Source organism: Streptomyces sp. NPDC088732 (assembly GCF_044751205.1).
GTDB lineage: Bacteria > Actinomycetota > Actinomycetes > Streptomycetales > Streptomycetaceae > Actinacidiphila.
In genome coordinates this window covers 20,526-46,796 of the sequence record NZ_JBIVLI010000021.1, presented here as the reverse complement: position 1 = coordinate 46,796, position 26,271 = coordinate 20,526, and the positions used below count along the sequence as shown (strand labels likewise).

The window sequence follows — 26,271 nt, the reverse complement described above, 5'->3', positions numbered from 1 at the left end:
ACGTAAATTCGCATGTTTATACAGAGTCTCGCGATGAAGAGTGGGTGACACCACTGTGACCCGGCGTGCCCCCTCTCGTGTCGGCACGGCATCGGCCGCGCCGAAGGGCGTGCCGGGTCACATCCTCCCCGCCGCGGGACCACCCACCCGGATGCGCCGCCGCGACCCGGGCCGTCACTCCTGCCGGAGGCCCAGGACGAGGTCGCGCGGCAGGCCGTGGGTGTCGTGGAGGTAGCGGAAGTCCTCCTCGCCCAGCGGGCCGCGGAACCGGGGGCGGGCCAGCACCTGCCGGCCGCGCTCCAGCAGCCGGCCGAAGCGCCGCTCCTCATCCAGCAGCACCCGGCGCACGGTGTCCCCGTCCATGTCCTGCCGGAAGTGCTCCAGCGTGTGCCGGACCGGCTCGTCCGGCAGGTCGCCCAGGCTGCGCGACGGATCGTCCCGCCGCAGCACGGTGAGCACCCGCCGGATCAGCCGGCGCAGCACATAGCCGCGACCGGTGTTGCCCGGGAGCGTCCCGTCGCCGATCACCACCACGGCCGAGCGCAGATGGTCGTAGGCCAGCCGCATCGACGGTTCGTCCAGCCGCCACAGGGCCGGGAGGACACGGCGCCAGGGATCGAAGACGTCGCACTCGAACACCGACGACCGCCCCTGCAGCAGCGAGGCCAGCCGTTCCAGGCCGAGGCCGGTGTCGACATTGCGCTGAGGGAGCGGCACGAGCGAACCGTCGGCGAGCCGCCGGTGCCGCATCATCACGTGGTTCCACACCTCCACCCAGCGGTCGTCCCCGGTCGGCGTGGACCGCGGCGGGGTGTCGCCGGTCCACAGGAAGATCTCCGAGTCGGGACCGCACGGGCCGGTCGGCCCGTTGGACCACCAGTTGTCCTCGACGGTGAGCTCCACCGGCACCCCGTGCCCCTGCCAGACCTCCAGGGAGGCGGTGTCCGGGCCGGTCCGTTCGTCGCCGGCGAAGACCGTGGCATGGAGCAGGCCCGGATCGATGCCGAACCCCTCGGTGAGCAGTCCGTAGCCCCACTCGAGGCTCGACGGGCCCTCGTAGTCGCCCAGCGACCAGGTGCCGAGCATCTCGAAGACCGTCAGATGCGTGCTGTCGCCGACCTCTTCGAGGTCCGTGGTGCGCAGGCAGCGCTGCAGGTTGACCAGTCGCCTGCCGAGCGGGTGCGGGCGCCCTTCGAGGTACGGGGTGAGCGGATGCATGCCCGAAGTGGTGAACAGCACCGGGTCCCCGGGCGGCGGCAGCAGGGTCGAGCCGGTGATCCGGCGATGGCCGCGCTCCTCGTAGTACTCGAGGAACGTGCGGACGATCTGTTCGGTGCTCATGATCCGGTCGGTGTGCATGGGATGACTCCTTCGCGTGTGCAGCGGGGAGGCACCGGACAACAGTCCGCACGATCGTCGGAACCGGGGCGGGGAAGCCATGGAGCCAGCGGCGGACCGTTTCCGGTCGCCGGTGGAAGCAGGACGTACGTCAGGCGGCGGCAACCGGCGAGCTGGTCGCTCGCGCGGTCGCGGTGGTGCTTCGGCCCATGACGTTCATGGGGCGAGGGTAACCCCACCGGTGCCCACGGGGCACACGATTTACCGGCCGCGGCGTCAGGTCACCGCCACGTCGTCACCGAGGCGTCACACGGCGTCGCGCTCGACGGGACAGCTCATGCAGCGCGGACCGCCACGCCCCCGGCCCAGCTCGCTCCCGGGGATCTCGATCACCTCGATGCCGCGCTTGCGCAGGAAGGTGTTGGTGGTGCTGTTGCGCTCGTACGCCAGGACCACCCCGGGCTCCACCGCCAGCACATTGCACCCGTCGTCCCACTGCTCGCGCTCCGCGGAGTGCACGTCCTGGGTGGCGGTGAGGACCCGGATGTCGTCCAGGCCCAGGGCCGCGGCGATCGCGCGGTGCATGTGCTCCGGCGGGTGGTCGGTGACCTTCAGGTCACGCTCCCCCGCACCGGGCTCGATGGTGTACGAGCGCAGCATGCCCAGCCCCGCGTACTTGGTGAAGGTGTCGCCGTCCACCATGGTCATCACGGTGTCCAGGTGCATGAAGGCCCGCCGCTTGGGCATGTCGAGCGCCACGATGCTGGTCGCCGAACCGGCGGCGAACAGCCGCTGCGCCAGCATCTCCACGGCCTGCGGAGTGGTGCGCTCGCTCATGCCGATCAGCGCGGCGCCGTTGCCGATCACCAGCACGTCGCCGCCCTCGATGGTGGAGGGGTAGGCCGCCTGGCCCTCCGACCACACATGGAAGCCCGCGCCGGCGAAGAGCGGGTGGTGCCGGTAGACCGCCTCGTAGTGGACGGTCTCGTGCCAGCGGGCGGGCCAGCGCATCGCGTTGATACTCACACCGTCGTACACCCAGGCGGAGGTGTCCCGGGTGAAGATGTGGTTCGGCAGCGGATTGAGCAGGAAGTCGTCCAGCTCCATGACGTGGAAGCGCACCGAGGTCGGCTCGGCGAACCGGGCCAGGAACTCCCGCTTGGTCATGCCGCCCACCAGCGCCTCGGTCAGCTCGGCGGCGGTCAGCTCCTCGAAGGCGGCCCGCAGATGGTCGGTGACGACCGGCCCGTACTCCTTCTCGTCGAAGACCCGGTCGAGGACCAGGCGCCGGGCCTCGGGGAGGGCCAGCGACTCGCACAGCAGGTCCCCGAAGAGGTGGACCGTCACCCCCCGGTCGCGCAGCACGTCGGCGAAGCCGTCGTGCTCGGCGCGCGCCCGGCGCACCCACAGGACGTCGTCGAAGAGCAGGGCGTCCTTGTTCGACGGCGTGAGCCTCTTCAGCTCCAGGCCCGGGCGGTGGAGGATGACGCTGCGCAGCCGCCCGGCCTCGGAGTCCACATGGAATGCCATGGGGCTAGACATTCCCACTTGGCCGGGGTTTACCGCCTGGGAGGGGCGGGCACTCCTGTGCCCGCCCCTCGTCCGTCACAGCCGGGGGTCCACCGGCTCCGACTCCAGCGCCAGGACGGCGAACACCGCCTCGTGCACCCGCCACAGCGGCTCACCCGCCGCGGTCCGGTCCAGCGCCTCCAGGCCGAGGGCGTACTCGCGCAGCGCGAGCGAGCGCTTGTGGCCGAGCGCCCTGGAGCGCAGACGGGCCAGCTGGTCGGGCCGGGTGTACTCGGGACCGTAGATGATCCGCAGGTACTCCCTGCCGCGGCACTTGATGCCGGGCTGCACCAGCCGGTTGCCGTCCTCGGTGCGCAGCAGCGCCCGCAGCGGCTTGACGACCATGCCCTCGCCGCCGGCCTCCGTCATCTCCAGCCACCAGCGGGTGCCCGCGGCCACCGACTCCTCGTCGCCGGTGTCCACCAGCATCCGCCGGGTCTCCCGCAGCAGGCCCGTCGGGTCGCCCGCGACGAGCCGGTCGATCAGCGCGAGCTGTTCGTCGTGCGGCAGCGCGGCCAGGCTCCGGCCCTCGGCGGCCAGGATCTGGAACGGCGCGAGACGCACCCCGTCCAGTCCCTCGGTCGTCCAGCAGTAGCGCCGGTACGCCTCGGTGAAGGCCGCGGCGTCCGCGGCGCGCTCGCGCTGCCGGTCCAGCAGCCCGGTCACGTCGCTGCCGCGCGCCGCCGCTGCCTCCAGTGCGGCGAGCGCCTCCGGGAAGGCGGCGCCGGAGGCGGCGCCCACGGCGGCGTACTGCTTGCGCAGCAGACCCGAGGCCTTCAGCGACCAGGGCAGCAGCTCGGCGTCGAGCAGCAGCCAGTCGGTGCCGAACTCGTCCCACAGGCCGGCGGCGGTGACGGCGGTCCTCAGCCGGTCGAGCACCGCCTCCGTGACGGCCGGGTCGTCGAAGAACGGCCGGCCGGTGCGGGTGTGCAGGGTGCCGGTGACGCCGTCGGCCACCCCGAAGCGGGCACGGGCCGCCTCGGCGTCGCGGCAGACCAGGGCCACCGCGCGGGAGCCCATGTGCTTCTCCTCGCACAGCACCTCGCGCACGCCGTCCTCGCGGTAGGCGGCGAACGCCTCGTGCGGGTGCTCCAGGTACCCCTCGACCTGCGAGGTCGCGCACGGCGACATCGTGGGCGGCAGGTACGCCAGCAGGCGCGGGTCGACCGCGAACCGGCTCATGACCTCCAGCGCGGCCGCCGCGTTCTCCTCGCGGACGGCGACCCGGCCGTGGTGCGCGGTCTCCACGATGCGGCGGCCGGTGACGTCCGCCAGCGCCAGCGGGCGCCCGTCGTGGCCGCCGGGGGCCTCGGCGGCCAGCGGCTTGGCCGGCTCGTACCAGACCCGCTCAGCGGGCACGTCGACGATCTCCCGCTCGGGCCAGCGCATGGCCGTCATCCGGCCGCCGAACACCGCGCCGGTGTCCAGGCAGATCGTGTTGTTGATCCACGAGGTGTCCGGCACCGGCGTGTGGCCGTAGACGACCGTGGCACGGCCGCGGTAGTCCTCGGCCCACGGATAGCGCACGGGCAGACCGAACTCGTCGGTCTCGCCGGTGGTGTCGCCGTAGAGGGCGTGCGAGCGCACCCGGCCGGAGGTGCGGCCGTGGTACTTCTCGGGCAGGCCGGCGTGGCAGACCACCAGCTTGCCGCCGTCGAGGACGTAGTGGCTGACCAGTCCCTCGATGAACTCCCGGACCTGCTCCCGGAAGGCGGGGTCCTTCGCGTCCTCCTTCTCCAGCTGCTCGATCGTCTCCGCGAGTCCGTGGGTGTGCTGGACCTTCTTGCCCTTGAGATAGCGGCCGAGCTTGTTCTCGTGGTTGCCCGGGACGCACAGGGCGCTGCCGGAGGCGACCATGCCCATGACGCGGCGCAGCACGCCCGGGCTGTCGGGTCCCCGGTCGACGAGGTCGCCGACGAAGACCGCGGTGCGGCCCTCGGGGTGCACGCCGTCGGCATAGCCGAGCTTGCCGAGCAGGGTCTCCAGCTCGGAGCTGCAACCGTGGACGTCGCCGATGATGTCGAACGGGCCGGTGAGCTCGCGCTTGTCGTTGAAGCGGCGCTCCAGGACGATTTCGGCCGCGTCGACCTCCTCGACGCCGCGCAGGATGTGCACCTTGCGGAAGCCCTCGCGCTCCAGTTGCCGCAGGGAGCGCCGCAGTTCGCGCTGCTGGCGCTGTACGACGTGCCGCGGCAGATGGGCGCGGTCGGGCCGGGTGGCGTTGCGCTCGATGCAGACCTGCTCGGGGACGTCCAGGACGATCGCGATGGGCAGGACGTCGTACTCCCGGGCGAGCCGGACCAGTTGGCGCCGGCTCTCCTGCTGGACGCTCGTGGCGTCGACGACGGTGAGCCGGCCGGCGGCCAGCCGCTTGCCCGCGATGTAGTGCAGGATGTCGAAGGCGTCGCCGGTGGCGCTCTGGTCGTTCTCGTCGTCGCTGACCAGGCCGCGGCAGAAGTCGGAGGAGATCACCTCCGTGGGCTTGAAGTGGCGCCGGGCGAAGGTGGACTTGCCCGAGCCGGTGGTGCCGATCAGGACCACGAGGGACAGGTCGGTCACGGGCAGGGTGCGCTTGCCGGTCATGCCACCGCCTCCTTCGGGGTCGTGGTCACGGTCGTGGCCGTGGTGAAAACTGCCATCTGGGTGGGCGGGCCGACCTCGGGGTCGTCCGGCCCGACGGGAACGTGGCGGACCTCGTACCCGTGCCGCCGCGCCACCTCCCCGGCCCAGGTGCGGAACTCCTCGCGGGTCCACTCGAAGCGGTGGTCGGCGTGCCGGACGTGTCCGGCCGGCAGCGTCTCCCAGCGCACGTTGTACTCGACGTTCGGCGTGGTCACGACCACCGTCGTGGGCCGTGCCGTGCCGAAGACCGCGTACTCCAGGGCCGGCAGCCGCGGCAGGTCCAGGTGCTCGACGACCTCACTGAGGACCGCGGCGTCGTACCCCTTGAGCCGGGTGTCGGTGTACGCGAGCGAGCCCTGCATCAGGCGCACACGCGCGGCCCGGCGGTCGCCCATACGGTCCAGGCGCAGTCGCCGTGTCGCCTCGCCGAGCGCCCGCATCGACACGTCGACGCCGACGATCTCGGTGAAGCGCGCGTCCTTCAGCAGCTCGCCGACCAGCTGCCCCTGCCCGCAGCCGAGGTCCAGGACACGGGCGGCGCCGGCGGCGCGCAGCGCCGTCAGGATCGCCTCGCGCCGCTGCACGGCCAGCGGAACCGGCTTCTCCTCGGTGTCCACCTCCTCGTCCACGGCGTTGTCCAGTGCCTCGGGCTCGCTGTCGTCGGCCTCGGCCAGCCGCGCCAGCTCCAGCCGGTCCATGGCCTGCCGGGTCAGCGACCAGCGCCGGGCGAGGTAGCGGCTGGTGATCAGCCGCTGCTCCGGGTGTCCGGCGAGCCAGCCCTCCCCCATCCGCAGCAGCTTGTCGACCTCGTCGGGCGACACCCAGTAGTGCTTGGCGTCGTCCAGCACCGGCAGCAGCACGTACAGATGACGCAGCGCCTCGGCGAGCCGCAGTTCGCCCTCCAGCACCAGCCGTACGTACCGCGAGTCGCCCCAGGCGGGGAACTGCGCGTCCAGCGCGACCGGTTCCGCCTCGACCGTCCAACCCAGCGGCTCGAACAGCCGCCGTACCAGGGCGGCGCCACCGCGCGCCGGAACGGCCGGGATGCCGATCCGCAGTGGCAGCGGGTTCGCCGCGCGCTCGGGACGCGCGTCGCACACGCCCCTGAGCGCGCTGGCGAAGACGGTGCGCAAGGCGACCGCGAGCAGCGACGACGCCGCGTACGGACGGTCGTTGACGTACTGCGCGAGCGCGGAGTCGGGTGCGCCGCCGCGGCCCTTGCCTTTGCCCCGCCGCACCAGCGCGACGGGATCGACCTCCAGGAGCATTGCCGCAGTGCAGCGTTGCTCGGACGCCTCGGGGTAGAACACATGGGCGTCGCCGTAGGAGGTCGAGAAGACCTGGGTCTTCTCCGGGTGCTTGTGCAGCAGGAAGCCGAGGTCCGTCGCGGGCGCGGCACTGCTGCCGGTGGTCGATATCGTCAGGAACACCACCCGAGTATCACCGTGCCACGCCCGCCCCTACCAGCGGTTTTCCGGAAGGTCAGCGGCCGAGGGCAGCAGCCAGGGCGGATATCGCGCCGGGACCGACCCGGCAGCACCCGCCGATGAGACGGGCCCCGGCCTTCTCCCAGTCGCGTATCCGCTCCGGGTCGAAGGACGAACCGCCGTACCAGGCACGGTCCGTCGCGTCCCATGTCTCACCGCTGTTGGGATACACCACGACGGGTGTGCCCGACGCTGCCGCCGTCTCCACCGCCCGGTCCGCGTCCGCCGGCGAGCAGCAGTTGACGCCGACACCGATGACGGCGTCGCTGCCGGCGGCGATCCCGAAGGCCTCCTCCAGCGGCTGGCCGGCACGGGTCGCGTTCCCCTCGACGGTGTAGGTGAGCCACACGGGCACACCGAGTCCGTCGGCCGCGCGCAGCATCGCCTCGGCCTCATCGGTGTCCGGCACGGTCTCCAGCGCCAGGACATCGGGCCCGGCCTCGGCCAGGGTCTCGATCCGGGGGCGGTGGAAACGCTCCAGTTCCGCGACGCTCAGGCCGTAGCGGCCGCGGTACTCGCTGCCGTCCGCCCACATCGCGCCGTACGGGCCGACCGACGCCGCCACCCATACCTCCTCCTCCACCCGGTCCGCGGCGGCCCTGGCGAGTTCGACGCTGCGCCGCAGCAGGCCGGTTGCGGCGTCCCGGCCCGTGCCCTGCCGGGCGAAGCCCTCGTAGGTCGCCTGATAGCTGGAGGTGATGAGCACCCGCGCGCCCGCCCGGACGTAGGCCGTGTGGGCCGCCTCGATCTGCGCCGGGTCGTCGGCGAGCAGCCGGGCGGACCAGAGCTCGCCGGACAGGTCGCAGCCCTGTTCGGCGAGCTGGTTGGACAGGCCGCCGTCGAGGACCACGGCCCCCTCGGCGAGTGCCTGCGCCAAGGGCCTGGTCGGTAGGGACATCGCGGGTGCTCCTTCCTGCTGGTGCGGTGTGCTGGGGCGATGCCCGGTCAGTCCAGCTGCGACTGGACGCCCGAGGCGATCAGTTCCAGGTGGTCGAGGTCGGACAGGTCGAGAATCTGGAGGTAGAAGCGGCTCGCGCCGAGTTCCGCGTAGCGGTGGATCTTTTCGACGACCTCGGCGGGCGTACCGGCCAGGCCGTTGGCCTTGAGCTCGTCGACCTCGCGGCCGATGGCGGCGGCACGGCGTGCCACCTCGGCATCGTCCTTGCCGACGCACGCCACCAGGGCGTTGGAGTAGACGATGTCGTCCTTGCCGCGCCCGTGCTCCTCGGCCGCCTTCCGCACCCGGGTGAACTGCCGGGCCGTGTCCTCCAGCGATCCGAAGGGCAGATTGAACTCGTCGGCGTAGCGGGCGGCGAGCTGCGGCGTCCGCTCGGCGCCGTGCCCGCCGATGAGCACGGGCACCTTGGTCTGGGCCGGCTTGGGCAACGCGGGCGAGTCCTTGAGCGTGTAGTGCTTGCCGTCGAAGTCGAAGGTCTCCCCGACGGGGGTGGACCACAGGCCGGTGATGACAGCGAGCTGCTCCTCCAGGCGCGCGAACTTCGCCTTCGGGAACGGAATGCCGTACGCGGCGTGCTCCTCCGCGTACCACCCGGCCCCGATGCCCAGCTCGACGCGCCCTCCGGACATCTGGTCCACCTGCGCGACCTCGATGGCGAGCACGCCCGGCAGCCGGAAGGTCGCGGCCGTCATCAGCGTGCCGAGCCTGATGCGGGAGGTCTCGCGGGCGAGGCCGGCCAGGGTGATCCAGGCGTCCGTGGGTCCGGGAAGGCCGTCCGCCCCGCCCATCTTCAGGTAGTGGTCGGAGCGGAAGAAGGCGTCGAAGCCGAGCTCCTCCGTGGCCTTGGCGACCGTGAGAAGGGTGTCGTAGGTGGCCCCCTGCTGGGGCTCCGTGAAGATTCGAAGATCCATGGTTCCATCCTGCACCCCGTGCCGCGAAAGTGATCGCCGACCGGCGGCTCCGGCACCGCACCCGCGCCCCCGACGAGGTGAATGTCTGCTGATTCCCCATAGGAGAAGGGGAGTTGGCGATACCTGTCGTCTACCACCACGCATCCGGGTCGCGCGTCGCCTCGGATCACGCGCTGTGCCGCCGTGACGACTCGACCGCGCGCAGCAGGGCGCCGACCCGGTCCTTGGACTCGTCGGCGGCGTCGACCGCCTCGATGCACTGCCAGTACTCGGTCTCGGACTCGGCCGTGCACGCGACCGACACCAGGGCCATGCAGAGTTCCGCCAGCAGCTGGCGCAGTTCGCGCAGCGCGTCCGCCGGCTCGCGGACCTCGGTGAGTATCGCGGCCCGCAGCGGACCGGAACCGGTGCCCGCGCCGGGCGGCCCCGTCGAACCGCAGGCCCGGCCGCTCGCCTCGCACACCCAGAAACCGAGTGTGCGCAGCTCCGGGGGCCCGTGCAGGGCGAGGTGGCTGCCGATCGCCTGCGTCAGCGCCTGGGCCTGCCATGCCTCGGCCATCAGATCGCGTTCCGCCCCGCCGCCCCGCAGCGCGTCCCGCGTCGCCCGGATCAGTCGTACCGCATCCATGTCGCACCTCCGCCTGAGACCCTGAGAATCCGATGTGTCACTCAGCGTGACGGATCACGGTCCTCGGCGAAAGGGCCCGGTGCGGAACTGTGGACAACATCGCGCCTGTGGAAAACTCGCTCACCCGATCGAGGAAATCCAGCGACCGCCTCCGTCCCACGCGCGCCACCGACAGCGGGCGGACAGCAGCGTCGCGGGAGCCGGGACGGCCCGGGCGCCTCAGCCGCCGAGCCCCTCCCCGGCCGGCGGCGCGCTCTGCGACTGCTTGGCGACCGCGGGCCGTTCCGGCTCCCGCGACGCGGCGGCCGGCAGCGGGAAGCGCCGTTCGTTCCTGTCGATCTTCGCCGAGAGCGCGGCCAGGAGATCGACCCCCAGCACCTCGCAGAACTGCAGCAGATACGCGAGAACGTCCGCGGCCTCGTCCCGTACCCGGTGCGCGCTCTCCGGGTCCTCCATCACCCGGGCCGCCTCCTCGGGCGTGAGCCACTGGAAGATCTCCAGCAGCTCGGACGCCTCGACGCTCAGCGCCACGGCCAGGTTCTTCGGCGTGTGGTAGCCCTCCCAGTGCCGGGCCGCCGCGAAGGCGGCCAGCCGGCGCTGCAGGGCGTGCAGATCCTCGGTCACACCGGCAAGGTCTACCGCATCGCGGCGCCGGTGCGCTCCGAGTCCGGCCCCGTTCCCTGGACGGGGACGCGTTCCCGGTCCTCCACCGGGGCCCCGAGGCGCAGCAGCGTGACACCCTCGGCGCCCTCCGCCACCGTCTCGTCGTGGACCGTTCCCACCAGCCTGATGTGACCTCGCTCGGCCACCTGCCGAGCGAGGTCGAGCAGTTTCCGGGACTGCGCGCGGTCCAGGCCCGCGTCCAGGCCGTCGGCGAGGACGGTCAGCACCTGGACCGCGTCCGGCACCTCGCCGCTGGTGTCGACCTCCAGCACTCCCGGGCCAGTGAGCAGGACCAGGGCCAGAGCCAGGAAGCGCAGCTCCCCGTCACCGAGCCGGTCCACCGTCACCAGTCCGGCCGACCCCCGGTCGATCGCCGCGAGCACGCTGTCGGGGCCCGGTTCCTGCCGCTCCCCCGGAACCACGGTCAGTCCTTCCACGGGCGGCCTGCACACCTCTCGGAGGGCACCCACCAGCGCGGCGTGCCGGGTGCGGCACTCGCCCTGCGTGCGGCGCAGCACCGCGGAAAGGTTGTCGCAGCCGCCCCGCAGCATCCCGTCCGACACCGCGGCAGGAGTCCGCATGCCCTGGGGACGCGGATCGACGGGGAAGACCCCGCGCAGCGCCAGCACGACCTGCTCCGCCGCCGCCAGGACCAGGCGCTGCCCCTCCGTCGTCCCCGCGACGCGCAGCGGAAGCAGGGAGGTGGCCAGCCGGTCGTCCGGAAGGGGTGCCCTGGTGACCGGGACGAGGCCCGCCGTGTGCCAGGCCGCCTGGACCTGGCGGCGGCCGGGATCACGCAGCGCCGTGGAGAGCAGTGTCTCCCCGGCCCCGACCAACCGCTCCCCCACGATGCGCAGTTCGGGCTCGGTCTGCACGGCGACATCGAGCTGCACCGGACCGACGGGGCCCTGCACCGTGCAGCCGATGCGGAATCCGCGCCGGCCCTCGGCGTCCGGCTGGGCGCCGTCCGGCACGCAGGCCGCAACGCCTCCGCGCACCCCGTCGAAGACCGCTTCCAGTTCCTCCCCGGCGGCAAGCTGCCCGAGCACGCCCAGCGCCTCCAGCACGCTCGACTTGCCCGAGCCGCTCGGCCCGGCGAGCAGGGTGAGGGGGCCGAGGGGAAAGCTCGCGCCGCGGTGCGACTTGAAGGCGGACAGCCGCAACTCGGTCACGGAAGGCCGGTGACTGTTCGTGCTCATGCTCGCGAACGTATCGGTGCCGCGGGGTGCCGAACCGTTACGCCGGGCCACCGGTCCTCCGAAAGTGGGTACCTCTCGCGAGCCCGTCGTTAATGTGGCGTCGTGACCGGATACGTGGCGCTCCTGCGCGGGATCAACGTCGGGCCGACGACCAGGCTGCCCATGCAGGATCTGCGGGTGCTGCTGGAGGGCATCGGCGGCACGGGGGTGCGCACCCATCTCCAGAGCGGCAACGCGCTGTTCGACCACGACCGTGCCGATCCGGTGACACTCGCCCGCGAGCTGGAGAAGGCGATCCGCGGCGAGTTCGGCCGCGACGTGCCGTGCGTGGTGCGCGAGGCGGCCGGATTGCGCACGGTGATCGAACGCAATCCGTTCGACATGACCGGCGTCAACCCGGCGCGCTTCCTCGTCACCTTCCTGTCCAGCCAGGTGGACCCGGACCGCATCGCCGGCCTCGACCCGGCGGACTTCGCCCCGGACGACTTCCGCCCGGGCGAACGGGAGATCTACGTGCACTGTCCCGACGGTGTGCAGAAGACCCGCCTCTCGCACGCCTTCTGGGAGAGGCGACTGGGCCTGACGGCCACGGCCCGCAACTGGAACACCGTCACCAAGCTGGCGGCGATGGCCGGGGAGTGACCCGGGCGGCGGCGATCAGCCCAGCCCCCAGCTCTGTCCAAGCCGTCCGGCGGCACAGAGGTTGACATCGAGCACATAGGGGGCGGCGGTCCCGCACTGGGCGGCGCCGGTACCGGGGTCGACAGGCTGTCCGTGTCCCATGCCGGTGATGCTGTAGGTCTCCGCCACCGGCGCGCCGGACGGGTCCTTGTACGTGCGGTGCGGGAAGCCGGCGACGGTGTCGCTCGCATCGGCGGTCTGGTCGGCGCCGTGGACGTCCGTCCACTGCCGCACCAGATCGTCCATGTTGACGGGCTTGACGGTGTAGTCGGCCGTTCCCTGGAAGACCGTCAGCCTCGGCCACGGCCCGGTGTACCCCGGGTAGGCGGCGCGCACCCGGTCGCCCCACTGCCGGGGCGTCTGCGTCGCACCGACGTACATGCACACATAGGGCGATCCCGCGGCCTGCGCGCACCCGTAGGGCAGTCCGGCGACGACGCCTCCGGCCGCGTACACGTCCGGGTACGCGGCCATCATGACCGCGGTCATGCCGCCGCCCGCGGACAGCCCGGTCACGTAGACACGCGTGGGATCGGCCGCCGTGTCGGTGATCTGGCGAGCGGTCATCTGCCGGATGGACGCGGCCTCGCCCTGGCCGCGGGCGATGTCCCCGGGCTGGAACCAGTCGAAGCACTGGCTGATGTTGTTGGCCGTGGTCTGGCCGGGCAGGACGACGGAGAAGCCCCACCGGTCGGCGAGGGCCGTCCACCCGCTCTGTGTCCCGTAGTCGCGGGCGTTCTGCGTGCAGCCGTGCAACGCGACGACGACGGGCCGCCCCTGGGGGAGCCCGGCGGGGACGTACCGGTACATCCTCAGGGCGCCCGGGTTGCTGCCGAAGCCGGTTACCTCCTCGATGGTGCCCGCGGCCTTGGCGGTGGTGGAGGGCAGGAAGGCGGCGGCGAGCGCCGCGACCAGGACGAGCAGGACCGCGCGCAGGCGGCCCGTGCGATGTGCTGCTGCGTGAGTGGTCATGGTGTCGGACGGTAAGTGCCCCGTTCCTCGCGCGACATGGGACGGGGCACCACAGCGCGCGGCTCCGGCGTGGTGTCCGGGGCCGCGGTCAGGAACGGTGTCCGCCCGCGGCTCGACGGGGGGCCGACACCTGGCGCGCCCTACGGGCAACCGATTCAGGGACCGGACGGGGCGGGGCGACGGCGATAGTTTATTGATTGATCCAGAACTGTGGTACGGTGATGCACATGGGACGCAACCGGGAGTTCGACACCGACCAGGCGGTCGATCGCGCGATGGACCTGTTCTGGCGCCGCGGCTATGCCGAGACGTCCCTGCAGGACCTACTCAAGGAACTGTCGATCGGCAGCGGCAGCCTGTACTCGGCCTTCGGGTCGAAGGAGCAGCTCTACGCCCGGGCCCTGGAGCGCTACTGCGCACTGCAGGCAGGCGGCCTGGCGGACATCCTGGAGAACGCGACCGAGATCCGGCCCGCGGTGCACAGGGTCCTCACGGACATGGTCGAGGCCGACCTCACGGACCCCAGCCGGGGGTGCCTCGTGGTCAGCGCCGCCACCGAGCGCGGCGACGACCCGGGCACGGTGGACCGCGTCGGAGCCGCCATGCGGATGGTCGAATCGGCCCTCGCGGGCGCCCTGGAGCGGGCGAAGTCACGCGGCGAGCTGTCCCCGGACAAGAATCCGGTGGAACTGGCCCGCTTCCTGACCACCTTCGTCCAGGGCCTCCGCGTCGTCGGCCAGGCGCGACTCGGCCGGACGTTCACGGAGGACGCGGTCGCGACGGCTCTGCGCAGCCTGGACTGACACCCCCCCAGAGGCACTCACCCCAGCGGCGGCGCTCCCGTCGCGCCGGTGGTCGCCTCCGCGTACCGTAATTGTTTATCAATCAATCCAGAAAAGGACACGTCATGGAACTGCACCTCAAGGACAAGGTCGCCGTCGTCACCGGGGCCAGCAAGGGCATCGGCCTGGCCATCGTCGAGGCACTGGGTCGCGAAGGAGCCCGTGTCGTCGCCGGCAGCCGCTCCTCCACCCCCGAGCTCGACGCACTGCGCGACACCTACGACATCACGGTCGTCCCGGTCGACCTGTCCACCGCCGAGGGCGCCGAGACGCTGGTGCGGCAGGCCGCGGAACGGCACGAGCGGATCGACATCCTCGTCAACAACGTGGGCGGGGCGGACGCGCGGGCCGGATTCCTGGAGGTGGACGACGCCGAGTGGCGCCGGATCTTCGACCTGACCTTCTTCAGCGCGGTGCGCGCGAGCCGCGCGGCACTCCCGCACCTGCTCGCGGCCGAAGGGGCCTCGATCGTCAACATCAGCTCGATCAACGCCCGCCTGCCCTTCCCGATGGTGGTGGACTACTCGGCGGCGAAGGCCGCGCTCACCAGCGTGACCAAGGCCCTGTCGGAGGAGTTCGCACCGCGCGGCGTACGCGTGAACGCGGTCTCCCCCGGTCCGGTCCGCACCCCGTTCTGGACGGCCCCGGGCGCCTTCGCCGACGCGACCGCCGGCGCCGCGGGCACCACGGCGCAGGAGGCACTCGACGTGGTCGTGCCGCAGAGCATGGGCATCAGCACGGGCCGGATCACCGAGCCGCACGAGGTCGCCGACCTCGTCCTCTTCCTCGCCTCGCCGGTCGCGGCCAACATCACCGGTGCCGAGGTCCTCATCGACGGCGGCCAGAACAAGACGATCTGAGCCGCGCCGGGCGAACGCCCCCTGACCGAGGGCTCGATGCGGGGGCATCGGCGAGCGGCGCAGGGGGCCGGCGCAGGGGGGGATCCGTCCGGGGGCCGGCCGAGCGACCCCGTAGGCTGCGCGCGCCAGGAACCACCGCACCGAGGGATCACCGTGAAGCTCTCCGCCGAACTGCTCGATCTGCTGGACCGGCCCAGCACTTGCTACCTCGCGACGACGATGCCCGACGGCTCGCCGCAGCTGACCCAGACCTGGGTCGACACCGACGGCGAGCACGTGCTCGTCAACAGCGTCCAGACGCACGTGAAGACCCGGAACATCCAGCGGGATCCGCGCGTCGCCGTGACGGTCTCGGACCCCGCCGCCCCGACCCGCTACGTCCAGATCCGCGGGCGGGTCGTCGAGGTGAGGACCGAGGGCGCCGCGGAGCACATCGAGAAGCTGTCCCACAAGTACCTGGGCGGGCCCTACCCGTGGTTCGGCGGTCGCGACCAGGTGCGCGTCCTGTTCGTGATCGTCCCGGAAAGCATCAGCGGCATGGTCTGACCCCGGCGCGCCCTGCCGCTCCCACCACACCGCTTCCGCGCCTCCGCCGGTTGCATCACGAACTCGATTTCACTCGTGCGAGAGCACTGCTCTTGACTCCGAGCAATGCACTGCGAGAGCATTGCTCACAGTTCGAAGCATGCCTCACCCGTCACGAATGGGGTTCGTCATGAAACTGCTCTACCGCGGCCCTAACCGGCAGGACCTGCACGACCAGTTCGCCAAGCGGCGCCGGATCGACGCCGACGCGCCGGTCGTGAGCGTGTCGGAGATGCGGATCGAAGCACCGCCGGAGCGGGTCTGGGAGATCATCGCCGACCCCTCCGGATGGTCGTCGGTGCTGCCCGGCCGCCGAATCGTGCGGCTCGACAACGGGGTGACCCAGGACGCCGAGTTCATCTGGGCCATGGGCCGCGCCACGATCACGTCCCGCTTCGCCGTGGTCGACGAGGGGCGTGAACTGACCTGGACCGGCGTCGCCATGGGCGTCAAGGCGGTGGACCGCCAAGTGCTCACGGCGACGCCGGACGGCGGGACCGTCCTGCGCGTGGAGGAGTCGATGGCGGCCCCGCTGGTCCGCCTCGTGTTCAGCCCCGGCAAGCTCCGCGCCCAGCACGAGATATGGATGACCGCGGTCAAGGCCGCCGCGGAGCGCGCAGTACGCGCCGGAGCGGGCACTCAGCCGAGGGGATAGCCGATCTGCTCCATGTCCTTGGCGAGATCGGCCGGGGCCACGTCCGGATTCAGCGCGGCGACCACCTCCGCGGTCAGCGGGCGGAGCGCGAGGACATGCCGGACGGCCTCCCCGTCGACCGGCGTCTCGTAGTAGTCCTCCGCGAAGTCCCGGTACTCCTCCGCCGAGCGGTCAGCCAGCAGGGCGAAGAGACAGCCCGCGCCGTCCGGGTCGTCCGTCCCGTCCTGGGGGAACTCGATCACTCCCGCCCGCCAGGCGGTGTCCTGGGGCTGCCTCCACATACAGACGGTCACCACCGGCATACCGTCCTCGTCCGAGAACGCCGGCTCCTCGACGTACGGACGGAAGACCTCGGGGACCTCGTCGAGGACGCCCGGCCAGGGGCCGTCCGCCACATAGGGACTCATCGGCGATTCGTGGGCGAACCCGCAGACGTAGGCGCCCGCAGGCGAGAAGACGATCGCGTACTCGTTGCCGGAGCCGTCGCGCATCGAGGCCATCTCCTCACTCCCGGACCACTGGGAGTCGTAGGAGTGGTACCGGCCGGCCCACTCGGGGCTGAGGATCGCATCCAGCATGGCCAACGCGCGGCAGTGGTCGCGGAGTACGGAAATGCCGGGCAGGCGCCGGGCGATGTCGTGAACGGTCATGCCCACATCCAAGAGCATGCCGTCGGGCGACCCGCACCCGCCCGGGCGAATCCGGAGGCCGCCCCTCCCCGGCCCCGGCCACCACCCCCGACCGTGACGCAGAGTGATGCCACCCCTTCACTCCAGCGACTGGAGCGACATCTTTCGAGGAGCGAGTCGTTTCACTTGACTCACTCCAGAAGTGGAGTATTGTCCTAATTAGAGCTTTTTATTCACCTCTCTCGAGCTGGTGTTGATCATGGGCGCTGCATTGCTGCCCTCCAAGACGCCTTGTTCCGGCGGCGCAGGAACCCCGTCCGCTGCCGCGGGATCCTGGGCGCTTCCCTGGTCCAGTCAGGCCTGCCACCACGCACGCGAAGCGGTTCGCGGAGCGCTGCGCCAATGGGGCCTGGACGATGTCGCGGACACAGCCGAACTCCTGGTCAGCGAGCTGGTCGGCAACGCGCTGCGGCACGCCCGCGCACCGCTGGCCCTGAACTGCGTACTCCTGGGCGACACCATCTGCTGCGCCGTGATCGACGGCAGTCCGGACCCGCCCCAGGTCGTGGGGGCGGGTTCCGAGGACGAGAGCGGCCGCGGACTGACGCTGGTCGAACTTCTCGCCGCTCGCTGGGGCTCCGACACCAACCAGACGGGCAAGGCCGTGTGGTTCGAGCTGCACTGCGGTCCCGGCAGGTCCCCGACACACGCGGAGCACACCCTGTGACCAGCGTCGAACCCATGGCCGCCGCCACCGCCCGGCTCCGGACGGCCGGGCTGCGGGTGACGGCGCAGCGCATCGCGCTGCTCATGGCGGTGGACGAGTCACCGGGCCACCCCGACGCCGAGGCGCTGCGTCATCTGGCCCTGCGTGTCACGGGCGGCCTGTCCCTGCAGGCCACCTACAACGTCCTGCGCGCCCTCACGGACGCGGGGCTGGTTCGCTGCACCATGATCCCCGGCCAGCCGGGCCGCTACGAGACCGAGCGCGGTGACAACCACCACCACTTCGTCTGCCGCTCCTGCGGGAGCATCCGCAACGTCAAGTGCGCCGTGGGCCGTGCGCCGTGCCTGAGCCCCGAGATCCCGGACACCTACGAGATCGAGGAGGCCGCCGTGACTTTCTGGGGCCGGTGCCCGGACTGCGCCCTGACGCGGGACTGACGGCGAACGCGAACGGAGGGCCCGCCCCCAGGGGCAGGCCCTCCGCCGTGGCGGCCGTCAGGCCGACCGCCACGTCCGCGTCAGGCGGCGGTACGCCGGTTGTGCCGGACCGTGAACCAGGTCCCGGTGGCACCGGCGGCCAGCAGCGCGCCGACGGCCAGGCCCACCGGCAGGGCCGGGAACGCCGGGGCGTCGGTGGTCGCGGCGGTAATCCGCATGGCCGGTCCCGGCGTGATGCTCGTGGCGACGGGCGCCACGTGCCGGATCGGGCCGTAGGACTTGACCGAGCCGTCCGCGTTCAGCACCAGCTGCTTGTTGTTCGGGTGCCGGAAGTCGAACATGCCCGCCAGCGAGCCGGCCGTGGCGTCGAAGGAGCTGTCCCCGACCCGGCCGGTGTGCCAGTTGTCCTCGACGAAACGGATGATCGAGGACTGGTCCGTCAGCGTGTGGTCGACCTTGTTGACCTTGCTGTACGGGGAGACCACCAGGAGCGGCTGACGCGTGCCGGGGCCGCAGCGGTCCGCGTAGCCACCGGCGGCCTTGGGGCCGGCCTGGCAGGCGGGGCTGTCGGTGGTCTTGCCGTTCGAGCCGACCGTGGTGTCCTTCGAGCCGTTGCGGGGCTTGACGAACGTGTGGTCGTACCAGCCGTCGGAGTCGTCGTACGCGACGACGACAGCGGTGGAGCTCCACTGCGGCGACTGCTGCACGGCGTTGATCTGCTGGACGAGGAAGTGCTGCTCGTCGATCGGGTCGGAGTAGGCGCCGTGGCCGTCCTGGTACTCGGGCGCCTTGACGAAGCTGACGGCGGGCAGCTTGCCCGCCTTCAGGGCCGCGTCGAAGTCGGTCAGGTCGTAGTTGTGGTTGGCCTGGCCGTTGTGCCCGATCTCGTCGACGTTCTTGGGCGGCAGGTGGTGCGGGTTGGACGTCGACTTGTAGTACTCGAACGGCGAGTGGTGCGGGCTGTAGTCCACGGCCGCTGCGCCGCCGATGTTGGCGTGCGTGGTGTCGCACTTGGCGTAGTCGCCCTGCTTGCCGTCCCACGGCGTGGAGGGCCGGAAGCCGCCCTGGAACCAGCCCCAGCTGACGTTCTTGGCGTTGAGCAGGTCGCCGATGTTGCGGCCCTGCATCGCGCCGAGCGCGTTGGTACTGGTGTGGTCCTTGTCGGCGCAGTCGTCGTACGCCGGGTCCGGGTCGTTGATGACCGTACCGACGCCCTTGGAGTTCGGGGAGAGCACGGTGTAGGCGTCCGGCGTGGACGTCTGCTTCGGGTGCTCGGTGCCCGAGGCCGGGTCGACGGAGACGACGCCGTGTGTCTGACCCGCGATCAGGTTGAGGGCGCCGGGGGTGGACGGCCCATAGACCGAGCTGAACGAGCGGTCGCCCAGGGTGTAGTGCTGGGCGTAGTTCCACAGCGCGGTGACGGTGTTGCCGTCGTAGTAGTCCATCACCAGGCCCGGCTCGCCGAAGAGGCCGCCGCTGCAGGTGTCGACATTGGTGTTCTGCACGAACTGGTCGGCCTTGCCGCCGTTGTAGGCGTACTGCTCCGGCCCGTAGTTGTGGTTCTGGTCGCAGGTCAGCGCCTGCGAGGAGGCCAGCCGCTGGGGCGCGTACTGGTTGGGGTTCTTCTTCAGCAGCCCGGCGTTCGCGAGGGTGTCGATGTCACGCGGGGTGTTCTTGGCCGCCTTGAACTTGGTGCCGTCGGTGTTGGCGGCCGTCGGGTAGGTGCCGAAGTAGTGGTCGAACGAGACGTTCTCGTCGAACAGGACGACCACGTGCTTGATGGGCGTGGCCGTCGAGGGGGCGGGGTGGTGCCAGTTGGGCGTCGCGGCGTAGGTGGCCGCGCTGCCGCCGAGAACGGTGAGGGCGGCGGCGCCCGCAAGCGCCCCCAGGCTCCGCATCGCCGCTCGTCTCTTCCTGCTGATCATGTTCTGTCACGCTCCGCAGAGGATCGTTGCCTTGGCGTACGTTCTCGGATGCTCCGCCCGTGGAGCGGCGTGATGTCGGAGCGTTGGTGGCGGCGGGATGAACAGGCGGTCAGGGAAGCCGGGCCAAAACTTGACCATCAGTTGACCCGGGGTGCGTACGGTCCCCGCGTGGTGTATGACGAGCGCTCTAGCCGAGCAGGGCGCGTCCGTACCAGTCGTCCGCGTCCTTCACACCGGGCAGTGCGAAGAAGTAGCCGCCGCCGAAGGGCTTGATGTAGTCGACGAGCGGTTCGCCCGCCAGACGGTGCTGGACGGTCTCGAACTGGCGGGCCAGGTCCTGCTGGTAGCTGCAGAAGAGCAGGCCCATGTCGAGGTTGCCGTTGGCGTCCGCGCCCCGGTCGTAGTTGTAGGGGCGCCGCAGGATGCGCTGGTCCGCGGTGCCCGCGGTACGCGGGTTGGCGAGCCGGATATGGCTGTCCAGGGGTATGACGTCGCCCTTGGGGTCGTCGGCGTAACGGGGTGTGTCCCGCTCGTGGTTGCCGTCCAGCGGCGCTCCGGACTCGCGGGCCCGGCCGAACATCCGCTCCTGCTCCGGCAGCGAGACCCGGTCCCAGAACTCCACGAGCATCCGGATCAGCCGGACCACCTGGTAGCTGCCGCCGACGGCCCAGTCCGGCTCGCCGGCGCCCTGGCCGACCCACACCAGGCGGTCCATCTCACGGGCGTCGGAGGAGTCCGGGTTGGCGGTGCCGTCCCTGAATCCCAGGAGGTTGCGCGGGGTGCCGGCAGGGCGCGGCGGGCTGCTGAAGCCGTCCATCCGCCAGCGGACCTGCATGCCGCCGCGGGTGTGCCGGGCGATGTCGCGCAGCGCGTGCAGCACGGTGTCCGTGTCGTCCGCGTGCAGTTGCAGGCTGAGGTCGCCGTGGCACCACTCAGGCAGCAGGTCGTCGTCGGGGAAGGCGGGCATCGCGGTCAGCCGGCGGGGCCTGCGATCGGCGAGACCGAACCGGCCGTCGAAGAGGGAGCCGCCGACGCCGACGGTCACCGCGAGCGCGCCGCCGGGCACCCGCTCCCCGAGCAGCCCGGAGTCGGCGGGCGGTCCGGTGATGCCGACCGGCCGCTGTGTGCCGCCGGAGGTCAGCGCGCGGGCGCGGTCGGTCACGGTGCGCAGCAGGTCGGTGAGTTCGGCGCGGGTGCCCGCGGTCACGTCGAGCGCGGTGAACGCGGTGACCCGGCGCGCGGTCGCGATCACCGACTGCTGGTGGCGGCCGTGGAACGGGGCGACGGGCGGTGCGGCCGCTGCGCCGTCGTCCGCCGCACCGGCGGAGGGCGGCGCCGCTCCGCCGGCGGCGAGCCCGGCTCCGGCAAGCGCCGCGCCCCGCAGGAAACCACGCCGTCCGACTCCTCCGGTTCCCGGCCCTTCCACGGAGCTCACACCGTCCTCCGCGGTTCGCACAGGGTGGCCACCGAGGCCAGCCGTTCCACCAGTTCGTCCAGGGCGGCGTCCACCTTCTCGCGCTGGGCCCGGGTCAGCCGGGCCAGCGGGATCCACTCGCCGTCCGGGGCGAGCCCGTCCAGCGTGTCCTGTGCCGCGTCCAGTTCGTGGTCCAGCTGCGGCAGTTCCTGGTACCGGGTCGCCAGCAGGGGGCGCAACCGGGACAGGACCTCACGGGTGCCGTCGAGGTTGGCGCGGGCGGTGGCCAGATTGCTGCCGCTGCCGTAGTCGGTGCGTCCGGTCAGCTCGAACTGCACGGTGTTCTCCAGGATCTCGTGTGCCCGCAGGCCCAGTTGGGCCGGGTCCATGCGGGCCTGCGACCAGCTGTCGCGCAGCGCGGTGACGGCCGCCACCAGGTCGGCCGCCGGGGCGCGCAGGCTGCCCGCGGACCGGCCGTGCCACAACCCGTACTCGATGCGGTGGAAGCCGGTGAAGGACGGGTCGGCCACGCCACCGGGCAGGCCCGCGTCCGTCCCGTTGATCTGCCCGTCCGCGTCGCCGAAGGCGTCGTACGCGGCGCCGAGCCGCTCGTACTCCAGGTGCGCCGGCAGCCAGGCCTTGCGCGCCGCGGCGAGATCACCGCGGTCGACGGCGTCCCGCAGATCCCCGGTGAGCCGCACCACGCGGTCCAGCCCTCCGGCGACCCACTTCTGGTAGGCGATCGACGGCGGGACAAGGTCCTGCCGGCTGACCGGGGCGGCGGCGGGCCCGCCCTGTCCCGAAGTGATGCGGACCGTGGGCCCGGTGATCGCGTCGCCGTCGTCGGGCACGCACTGGAACGCGTACGCGCCCTTGCCGATGTCGACGGTCAGCGAACGGGTCGTGCCGGGGCCGATGTCCTCGACCTCGCCGTACACGGCCTTGCTCGCGGCGTCCTCCAGGTAGACCTCGGCGGCCACGTCGGAGGAGTTGTGCAGGTCGAAGACCTGAAGGCCGGGCCGCGCGTCGGCCCAGCCGGTGCCGCAGGCACCGCGGGAGACCTGGACGGTGGTGTGCGGTGGTCCGGCCGCGGCCGCCCGCGCGGCAGGAGGTGAGTCCTGCCACAGGACGACGGCGGCGAAGACGGCCAGCACCACCACGATGCCGGTGGCGCCCCACAGACGGGGTGAGCGCAGTCCCGGGCCGGACAAGGGCATTCCGGGCCTCCCCCGGTGTCGTACGGTGCGTTGATCACCTCATGCTAGGCAGCGGAATCAGGTCAAAACGCTTCCCTGAGAAATCGATGACCAAGAGTTCCCTCGTGGTTCACCCGCCCCGTCGGGAACGCGCGAAGGCCGCCGCCCCCAGAGGGACGACGGCCTCGGCCGGACCGGAGAGGTCAGAGGGAGCCGCCGGGCTTGAGCGCGGTGGCGATGCGGGTCACACGGGCACCCAGGTAGTGGGCGGCGTCCAGACGCGCGGCGTCGGGAAGGTCCGCACCGTTGTTGGAGGGGTGCGAGGGGCCGTAGGGGTTGCCACCGGCCGCGAAGAGCAGCGGGTCGGTGTAGCCGGGGGACGCGATGAGTCCACCCCAGTGGTAGAAGGTGTTGTTGATCGCGAGGATGGTGCTCTCCTGGCCGCCGTGGGCGTTGGCCGCGGAGGTGAAGGAGGCGTAGACCTTGTTGGCCAGCTTGCCCTGGGCCCACAGCGGGCCGGTCTGGTCGATGAACTGCTTGAGCTGCGCGGCCGGGAGGCCGAAGCGGGTCGGCGAGCCGAAGAGCACGGCGTCGGCCCACTCGAGGTCGTCGTTCGTGGCCTCGGGGATGTCCTGCGAGGCGCGGTGGTTCTCCGCCCACACGGGGTTGCTGTTGATCGCGGCCTCGGGCGCGAGTTCCGCCACGCGGCGCACCCGGACCTCAGCCCCCTCCTTCTGCGCGCCTTCGGCGATCGCCTGCGCCAGGCTCCGCACCGAGCCGGTGGCCGAGTAGAAAATGATCGAGACGCGTGTCACGTGTTTCGCTCCTTGCTGTGCCGGATCTTGCGGGCAGGGCGCCGCCCTGCACATGGTTGAACATTAAACGACACCGCTCCGGTCCGCCAGTCCGGCCACAGTGGCGCGCGTCTCACTCCGGCCCGGACTTCCGACCGCGGCACGGAGCCCGCCGACTTCAAGCGCCGGGCACAGCCGCGAGGAACTGACGCTTCGTCAGGCGGTGGCTGCTGCCTCGGCAATCTGCTCCGCGCTCGGCGCGATCCTGGGCGAGGCGAGCGTCACCACCACATTGACCACGGCGAAGGCGGCCGCGACGAGCAGTCCGCGGTGGAACCCCTCGACGAGGGCCTGCTGCTGGGCCATGCCGTCCGCGAGCGCGGCATGGGAGCGCGAGACGGACAGGGTCGTCGCGAGGGCCAGTCCCAGCGCGCCGCCGACCTGGTAGAAGGCGGTGACGACACCCGAGGCCGCACCTGCCTCATGGTGTTCGACGTCCACGACGGCCGCGATCTGCGCGGGGACACCGACCGCGATGACACCGGCCCCGAACAGGATCAGACCCGGCAGCAGGTGCGAGGCGTATCCGCTGTCCGCGCCCGTCCCGGCGAGGAGCAGCAGGCTCAGCGCGCTCAGCGCGGCGCCGCACAACTGGACGGTGCGCGTGCCGAAACGGTGCACCAACGGCGGCGTGACGACGGCGACGAGGATGGCGGCGGCACCCATCGGCAGGATCTCCATGCCGGTCCTCAGCGCCGAGGCACCGCGGACCTGCTGGAGGTAGATCGCGGTCAGGAAGAACATCGCAAGGAAGGACGCGCCGTTCAGGGCCAGGGCGCCGCTCGACGAGCTGAGTGCCCGGGAGCGGAACAGCCGCAAGGGCACGAGGGGCGCCGCGGAACGGGCCTCGACCGCGACGAAGGCGGCCAGCAGGACCACTCCCGCCGCAAGGCAGCCGACGACCTCGGCCGATCCCCAGCCCACCGGCTCGGCCCGCACCACGCCGTAGACCAGGGCCAGCAGTCCCGCGGTGCTCAGCACCGAGCCGAGGAGGTCGAAGCCGTGACCGGACCGGCGGGCGACGGCGCGGATGATCAGCGGGGTGGCCGCGATCAGGGCCACGACGACGGGGACGTTGACGAAGAAGACCCAGCGCCAGCTGAGCGAGTCGACGAGCAGGCCGCCGGCCACCACGCCCAGCGTGCCGCCGAGGCCCGCCAAGCCGCCCCACACGCCCATGGCGATGTTGCGCTGCCTGCCGTGCGCGAAGGTGACCGTCAGGATCGACAGGGCCGCCGGGGACATCAGGGCTCCGCCCAGTCCCTGCACGGCCCGGGCGGCGATGAGCGCGCCCGGGGTGCCGGCCAGGCCGGCGACGAGCAAGGTGACGCCGAAGAGGGCGAGGCCGGTGAGGAAGACCCGCCGGGATCCCAGCAGGTCGGCGGCGCGGCCGCCGAGGAGCAGGAACCCGCCGAACACCAGGGTGTATGCGCTGATGACCCACTGCAGGCCGTCGGCGGTGAAGTCGAGATCCGTCTGGATACGGGGCAGTGCGACGTTCACGATCGTCACGTCGAGCACCACGATGAATTGTGCGAGGGCCAACACCGTCAGGGTCGCCCAAGGGCTGCGCCGCATGGAATTCCTCATCAGAACAGGGAGATGGTGCGGAGAAGTTGACGCGTCGCCGAATGCCGCGCGCCGGGCCGGAACGCGTCGGGGCGATTCCGGAAGAATGATGTTTACAGCGTAAGCATAGGCATGAGATTACAGCGTAAACAAGTGCGTCCCCGCATCGGCCCTCGCACATGTACGCTGTAAACCCGGTCGGTCAGGGAGGTCGCACATGGAGTCACCGAGGAAGCGCCTGGACCGCGACGTCCTCGTGACCACGGCCCTCTCCCTCGCCGACACGGAAGGACTCACCGCCGTGACCACGCGCCGCGTCGGCCAGGAGCACGGGGTCTCCGCGATGGCCCTCTACCGGCACTTCCGCGACAAGGACCAGATCCTCGACGCCGTCGCCGAGCGCCTCCTGTCCGAGGTCCGCCTCCCGGAACCGGACGACCGCCCCTGGGACGCCCAACTCCACGGCGTCCTCACGTCGCTGCTCACCGTCCTGCGCCCGCACGCCGCCGCGGCCGGACTCGTCACCACCCGGATCCTCGGCTCGCCGTCGGGTCTGGCCATCGCGGAGCGGACGCTGGAACTGCTGGCCGGCGCGGGCTTCGAGGTCGAGCAGGCCGCGGAGATCGCGAGCCAGTGCCTCTGCTCGATGGTCACGCTCGTCGTGACGGAGCCCGGCGGCGGCCGGGCCGAGGAAGCGCCGGCACGGGACGACGCGGTCCAGGCCAAGCGGGCATCCCTGGAGGCGCTCCCCGCCGAGCGCTACCCGCACGTCGTCGCGGCCGCGGCCGCCCTGGCGTCGTGCGCGAGCGACGACGTCTACTACGCGCGCGGCGTCGACCTCCTGGTCGCCGGCATCCGCGGCGTCCGCACCGGCGCGCACACCCCCGCCGTCTGACGCGGGGCGGCGACCGCGCCGCCGCAACGGCCGCGGGCGCACGACGCCCGCAGATCCGTCACGCCACCGCTCCGCGCCGACGCGGCCACCAGGTGCCGCCACCTGCCCTCGCGTGCCCGTATGACGGTCCTCACGTTGGTACCGGACTCATGGGTCCGGTAGCGTTCGGGGCATCCGGACCTCAGAGTCCACATCTTCCCCGGCCCCTCAGAAAGGCGCCAGCGATGACCCACGCGCGGATCAGCGAAGCCCTCCGAGCCCTGGTGTTCGAGCCCCGACTCCCCCTGGACGAGGCCCTGGACACGTACTACGCCCCCGACTACACCCACCGCAGCGACGGAAGGACCATCGACCGCGCCGAGTTCGCCGCCATGGTCGCCCGCACCCGCGCCGGCATCACCAAGGGCACCGTCACCGTGGTCGACGAACTGCGGGACGGCTCCGTCTATGCCGAACGGCACGTCTTCGAGATCACGCTTGCCGACGGCTCCACCCAGCACCGGGAGATCGCGATCTTCGGAACGCTGGCCGAGGACGGCCGCTTCCGGCACTTGAGCGAGACCGGCTTCAGCCTCGCCCCGGACCCGGCTCCCTGACCCGCAGAAAGCAGCAGAAGCACCGAGCCACCGAGCCACCGAGCCACCGAACGAACGGA

The 26,271-nt window shown here is 71.6% G+C and carries 25 protein-coding genes; 9 read left to right on the top strand and 16 right to left on the bottom strand.

The features are described 5' to 3' along the window. Positions 1–174: 174 nt before the first annotated feature. The 9 genes from ACIP9H_RS31105 to ACIP9H_RS31065 form a co-directional block, all read right to left on the bottom strand. Positions 175–1,341 (bottom strand): alanine--tRNA ligase-related protein, encoded by a 1,167-nt coding sequence (locus ACIP9H_RS31105; RefSeq protein ID WP_401962219.1) that lies wholly within the window; start codon positions 1,339–1,341, stop codon positions 175–177. A gap of 303 nt (positions 1,342–1,644) precedes the next feature. Next, complete coding sequence (locus ACIP9H_RS31100; RefSeq protein ID WP_401962096.1) at positions 1,645–2,868, bottom strand: arginine deiminase; 1,224 nt, start codon at positions 2,866–2,868, stop codon at positions 1,645–1,647. Positions 2,869–2,943: 75 nt separating this feature from the next. Further along, positions 2,944–5,490, bottom strand: a complete 2,547-nt coding sequence (locus ACIP9H_RS31095) for a polynucleotide kinase-phosphatase (protein WP_401962093.1) — start codon at positions 5,488–5,490, stop codon at positions 2,944–2,946. Then, the gene (locus tag ACIP9H_RS31090) at positions 5,487–6,959 is read right to left on the bottom strand and encodes a 3' terminal RNA ribose 2'-O-methyltransferase Hen1 (RefSeq protein WP_401594436.1); all 1,473 of its coding nucleotides are present in this window, start codon (positions 6,957–6,959) and stop codon (positions 5,487–5,489) included. The genes ACIP9H_RS31095 and ACIP9H_RS31090 overlap by 4 nt, the downstream gene beginning before the upstream one ends. Positions 6,960–7,011: 52 nt before the next feature. Beyond that, complete coding sequence (gene mmuM / locus ACIP9H_RS31085; protein WP_401594438.1) at positions 7,012–7,914, bottom strand: homocysteine S-methyltransferase; 903 nt, start codon at positions 7,912–7,914, stop codon at positions 7,012–7,014. Between the two features lie 47 nt (positions 7,915–7,961). Continuing rightward, on the bottom strand, positions 7,962–8,885 hold the full coding sequence (locus ACIP9H_RS31080; RefSeq protein ID WP_401594441.1) for an LLM class F420-dependent oxidoreductase: 924 nt from the start codon (positions 8,883–8,885) through the stop codon (positions 7,962–7,964). A 166-nt stretch (positions 8,886–9,051) separates the two neighbouring features. Next, positions 9,052–9,513, bottom strand: coding sequence for a DUF6099 family protein (locus tag ACIP9H_RS31075; RefSeq protein WP_401594443.1), 462 nt, complete (start codon positions 9,511–9,513; stop codon positions 9,052–9,054). 219 nt (positions 9,514–9,732) lie between these two features. Next, the gene (locus ACIP9H_RS31070; RefSeq protein ID WP_401594446.1) at positions 9,733–10,137 is read right to left on the bottom strand and encodes a nucleotide pyrophosphohydrolase; all 405 of its coding nucleotides are present in this window, start codon (positions 10,135–10,137) and stop codon (positions 9,733–9,735) included. 11 nt (positions 10,138–10,148) lie between these two features. Next, complete coding sequence (locus tag ACIP9H_RS31065; protein ID WP_401594448.1) at positions 10,149–11,375, bottom strand: AAA family ATPase; 1,227 nt, start codon at positions 11,373–11,375, stop codon at positions 10,149–10,151. 102 nt (positions 11,376–11,477) lie between these two features. Between ACIP9H_RS31065 and ACIP9H_RS31060 the strand changes: the two genes are divergently transcribed. Beyond that, the gene (locus ACIP9H_RS31060; RefSeq protein ID WP_401594450.1) at positions 11,478–12,017 is read left to right on the top strand and encodes a DUF1697 domain-containing protein; all 540 of its coding nucleotides are present in this window, start codon (positions 11,478–11,480) and stop codon (positions 12,015–12,017) included. Positions 12,018–12,032: 15 nt separating this feature from the next. On the opposite strand, the gene ACIP9H_RS31055 is transcribed toward ACIP9H_RS31060, so the two are convergent. Continuing rightward, positions 12,033–13,028, bottom strand: coding sequence for a PHB depolymerase family esterase (locus tag ACIP9H_RS31055; RefSeq protein ID WP_401594452.1), 996 nt, complete (start codon positions 13,026–13,028; stop codon positions 12,033–12,035). A 227-nt stretch (positions 13,029–13,255) separates the two neighbouring features. Between ACIP9H_RS31055 and ACIP9H_RS31050 the strand changes: the two genes are divergently transcribed. The 4 genes from ACIP9H_RS31050 to ACIP9H_RS31035 all read left to right on the top strand — a co-directional run bounded on the left by ACIP9H_RS31050 (position 13,256) and on the right by ACIP9H_RS31035 (position 15,970). After that, positions 13,256–13,831: a TetR/AcrR family transcriptional regulator gene (locus tag ACIP9H_RS31050; RefSeq protein ID WP_401594455.1), complete on the top strand. Its 576-nt coding sequence runs from the start codon at positions 13,256–13,258 to the stop codon at positions 13,829–13,831. 104 nt (positions 13,832–13,935) lie between these two features. Further along, on the top strand, positions 13,936–14,730 hold the full coding sequence (locus ACIP9H_RS31045; RefSeq protein WP_401594458.1) for an SDR family NAD(P)-dependent oxidoreductase: 795 nt from the start codon (positions 13,936–13,938) through the stop codon (positions 14,728–14,730). Between the two features lie 153 nt (positions 14,731–14,883). Next, a complete protein-coding gene (locus ACIP9H_RS31040) occupies positions 14,884–15,276 on the top strand; it encodes a PPOX class F420-dependent oxidoreductase (RefSeq protein WP_401594460.1) in 393 nt (130 codons plus the stop codon). A gap of 169 nt (positions 15,277–15,445) precedes the next feature. After that, complete coding sequence (locus tag ACIP9H_RS31035) at positions 15,446–15,970, top strand: SRPBCC family protein (RefSeq protein WP_401594462.1); 525 nt, start codon at positions 15,446–15,448, stop codon at positions 15,968–15,970. On the opposite strand, the gene ACIP9H_RS31030 is transcribed toward ACIP9H_RS31035, so the two are convergent. Beyond that, positions 15,955–16,620 carry a hypothetical protein gene (locus ACIP9H_RS31030; RefSeq protein ID WP_401594465.1) on the bottom strand — a complete coding sequence of 222 codons (666 nt, stop codon included), beginning with the start codon at positions 16,618–16,620 and terminating at the stop codon, positions 15,955–15,957. The genes ACIP9H_RS31035 and ACIP9H_RS31030 overlap by 16 nt on opposite strands. 238 nt (positions 16,621–16,858) lie before the next feature. Between ACIP9H_RS31030 and ACIP9H_RS31025 the strand changes: the two genes are divergently transcribed. Together ACIP9H_RS31025 and ACIP9H_RS31020 are read left to right on the top strand one after the other, a co-directional pair. Next, complete coding sequence (locus ACIP9H_RS31025) at positions 16,859–17,326, top strand: ATP-binding protein (RefSeq protein ID WP_401962084.1); 468 nt, start codon at positions 16,859–16,861, stop codon at positions 17,324–17,326. Then, positions 17,323–17,763, top strand: coding sequence for a Fur family transcriptional regulator (locus ACIP9H_RS31020; RefSeq protein WP_401594471.1), 441 nt, complete (start codon positions 17,323–17,325; stop codon positions 17,761–17,763). The genes ACIP9H_RS31025 and ACIP9H_RS31020 overlap by 4 nt, the downstream gene beginning before the upstream one ends. A gap of 80 nt (positions 17,764–17,843) precedes the next feature. Here the strand turns inward: ACIP9H_RS31020 and ACIP9H_RS31015 are convergent, their stop codons facing one another. From ACIP9H_RS31015 to ACIP9H_RS30995, 5 genes are all read right to left on the bottom strand, one after another. Then, complete coding sequence (locus tag ACIP9H_RS31015; RefSeq protein ID WP_401594604.1) at positions 17,844–19,661, bottom strand: phospholipase C; 1,818 nt, start codon at positions 19,659–19,661, stop codon at positions 17,844–17,846. 214 nt (positions 19,662–19,875) lie between these two features. Then, positions 19,876–21,123, bottom strand: coding sequence for an iron uptake transporter deferrochelatase/peroxidase subunit (gene efeB / locus ACIP9H_RS31010; RefSeq protein ID WP_401594473.1), 1,248 nt, complete (start codon positions 21,121–21,123; stop codon positions 19,876–19,878). Beyond that, positions 21,120–22,319 carry an EfeM/EfeO family lipoprotein gene (locus tag ACIP9H_RS31005; protein ID WP_401594476.1) on the bottom strand — a complete coding sequence of 400 codons (1,200 nt, stop codon included), beginning with the start codon at positions 22,317–22,319 and terminating at the stop codon, positions 21,120–21,122. The genes efeB and ACIP9H_RS31005 overlap by 4 nt, the downstream gene beginning before the upstream one ends. Before the next feature lie 182 nt (positions 22,320–22,501). Further along, the gene (gene wrbA / locus ACIP9H_RS31000; RefSeq protein ID WP_401594479.1) at positions 22,502–23,113 is read right to left on the bottom strand and encodes an NAD(P)H:quinone oxidoreductase; all 612 of its coding nucleotides are present in this window, start codon (positions 23,111–23,113) and stop codon (positions 22,502–22,504) included. A gap of 195 nt (positions 23,114–23,308) precedes the next feature. Beyond that, positions 23,309–24,730 carry an MFS transporter gene (locus ACIP9H_RS30995; RefSeq protein WP_401962081.1) on the bottom strand — a complete coding sequence of 474 codons (1,422 nt, stop codon included), beginning with the start codon at positions 24,728–24,730 and terminating at the stop codon, positions 23,309–23,311. Positions 24,731–24,938: 208 nt separating this feature from the next. On the opposite strand from ACIP9H_RS30995, the gene ACIP9H_RS30990 reads away from it, so the two are divergent. Then, on the top strand, positions 24,939–25,616 hold the full coding sequence (locus ACIP9H_RS30990) for a TetR/AcrR family transcriptional regulator (RefSeq protein ID WP_401594483.1): 678 nt from the start codon (positions 24,939–24,941) through the stop codon (positions 25,614–25,616). 224 nt (positions 25,617–25,840) lie between these two features. After that, positions 25,841–26,212, top strand: coding sequence for a nuclear transport factor 2 family protein (locus ACIP9H_RS30985; protein WP_401594485.1), 372 nt, complete (start codon positions 25,841–25,843; stop codon positions 26,210–26,212). Positions 26,213–26,271: the final 59 nt, after the last annotated feature.

Coding starts and splice junctions, on each gene's coding strand:
- ACIP9H_RS31105 (WP_401962219.1), bottom strand. CDS start 1,341: ATGAGCACCGAACAGATCGTCCGCACGTTCCTCGAGTACTACGAGGAG.
- ACIP9H_RS31100 (WP_401962096.1), bottom strand. CDS start 2,868: ATGGCATTCCATGTGGACTCCGAGGCCGGGCGGCTGCGCAGCGTCATC.
- ACIP9H_RS31095 (WP_401962093.1), bottom strand. CDS start 5,490: ATGACCGGCAAGCGCACCCTGCCCGTGACCGACCTGTCCCTCGTGGTC.
- mmuM (WP_401594438.1), bottom strand. CDS start 7,914: ATGTCCCTACCGACCAGGCCCTTGGCGCAGGCACTCGCCGAGGGGGCC.
- ACIP9H_RS31080 (WP_401594441.1), bottom strand. CDS start 8,885: ATGGATCTTCGAATCTTCACGGAGCCCCAGCAGGGGGCCACCTACGAC.
- ACIP9H_RS31075 (WP_401594443.1), bottom strand. CDS start 9,513: ATGGATGCGGTACGACTGATCCGGGCGACGCGGGACGCGCTGCGGGGC.
- ACIP9H_RS31065 (WP_401594448.1), bottom strand. CDS start 11,375: ATGAGCACGAACAGTCACCGGCCTTCCGTGACCGAGTTGCGGCTGTCC.
- ACIP9H_RS31055 (WP_401594452.1), bottom strand. CDS start 13,028: ATGACCACTCACGCAGCAGCACATCGCACGGGCCGCCTGCGCGCGGTC.
- ACIP9H_RS31050 (WP_401594455.1), top strand. CDS start 13,256: ATGGGACGCAACCGGGAGTTCGACACCGACCAGGCGGTCGATCGCGCG.
- ACIP9H_RS31045 (WP_401594458.1), top strand. CDS start 13,936: ATGGAACTGCACCTCAAGGACAAGGTCGCCGTCGTCACCGGGGCCAGC.
- ACIP9H_RS31035 (WP_401594462.1), top strand. CDS start 15,446: ATGAAACTGCTCTACCGCGGCCCTAACCGGCAGGACCTGCACGACCAG.
- ACIP9H_RS31030 (WP_401594465.1), bottom strand. CDS start 16,620: ATGACCGTTCACGACATCGCCCGGCGCCTGCCCGGCATTTCCGTACTC.
- ACIP9H_RS31025 (WP_401962084.1), top strand. CDS start 16,859: ATGGGCGCTGCATTGCTGCCCTCCAAGACGCCTTGTTCCGGCGGCGCA.
- ACIP9H_RS31015 (WP_401594604.1), bottom strand. CDS start 19,661: ATGCGGAGCCTGGGGGCGCTTGCGGGCGCCGCCGCCCTCACCGTTCTC.
- ACIP9H_RS31005 (WP_401594476.1), bottom strand. CDS start 22,319: ATGCCCTTGTCCGGCCCGGGACTGCGCTCACCCCGTCTGTGGGGCGCC.
- ACIP9H_RS30995 (WP_401962081.1), bottom strand. CDS start 24,730: ATGCGGCGCAGCCCTTGGGCGACCCTGACGGTGTTGGCCCTCGCACAA.
- ACIP9H_RS30990 (WP_401594483.1), top strand. CDS start 24,939: ATGGAGTCACCGAGGAAGCGCCTGGACCGCGACGTCCTCGTGACCACG.
- ACIP9H_RS30985 (WP_401594485.1), top strand. CDS start 25,841: ATGACCCACGCGCGGATCAGCGAAGCCCTCCGAGCCCTGGTGTTCGAG.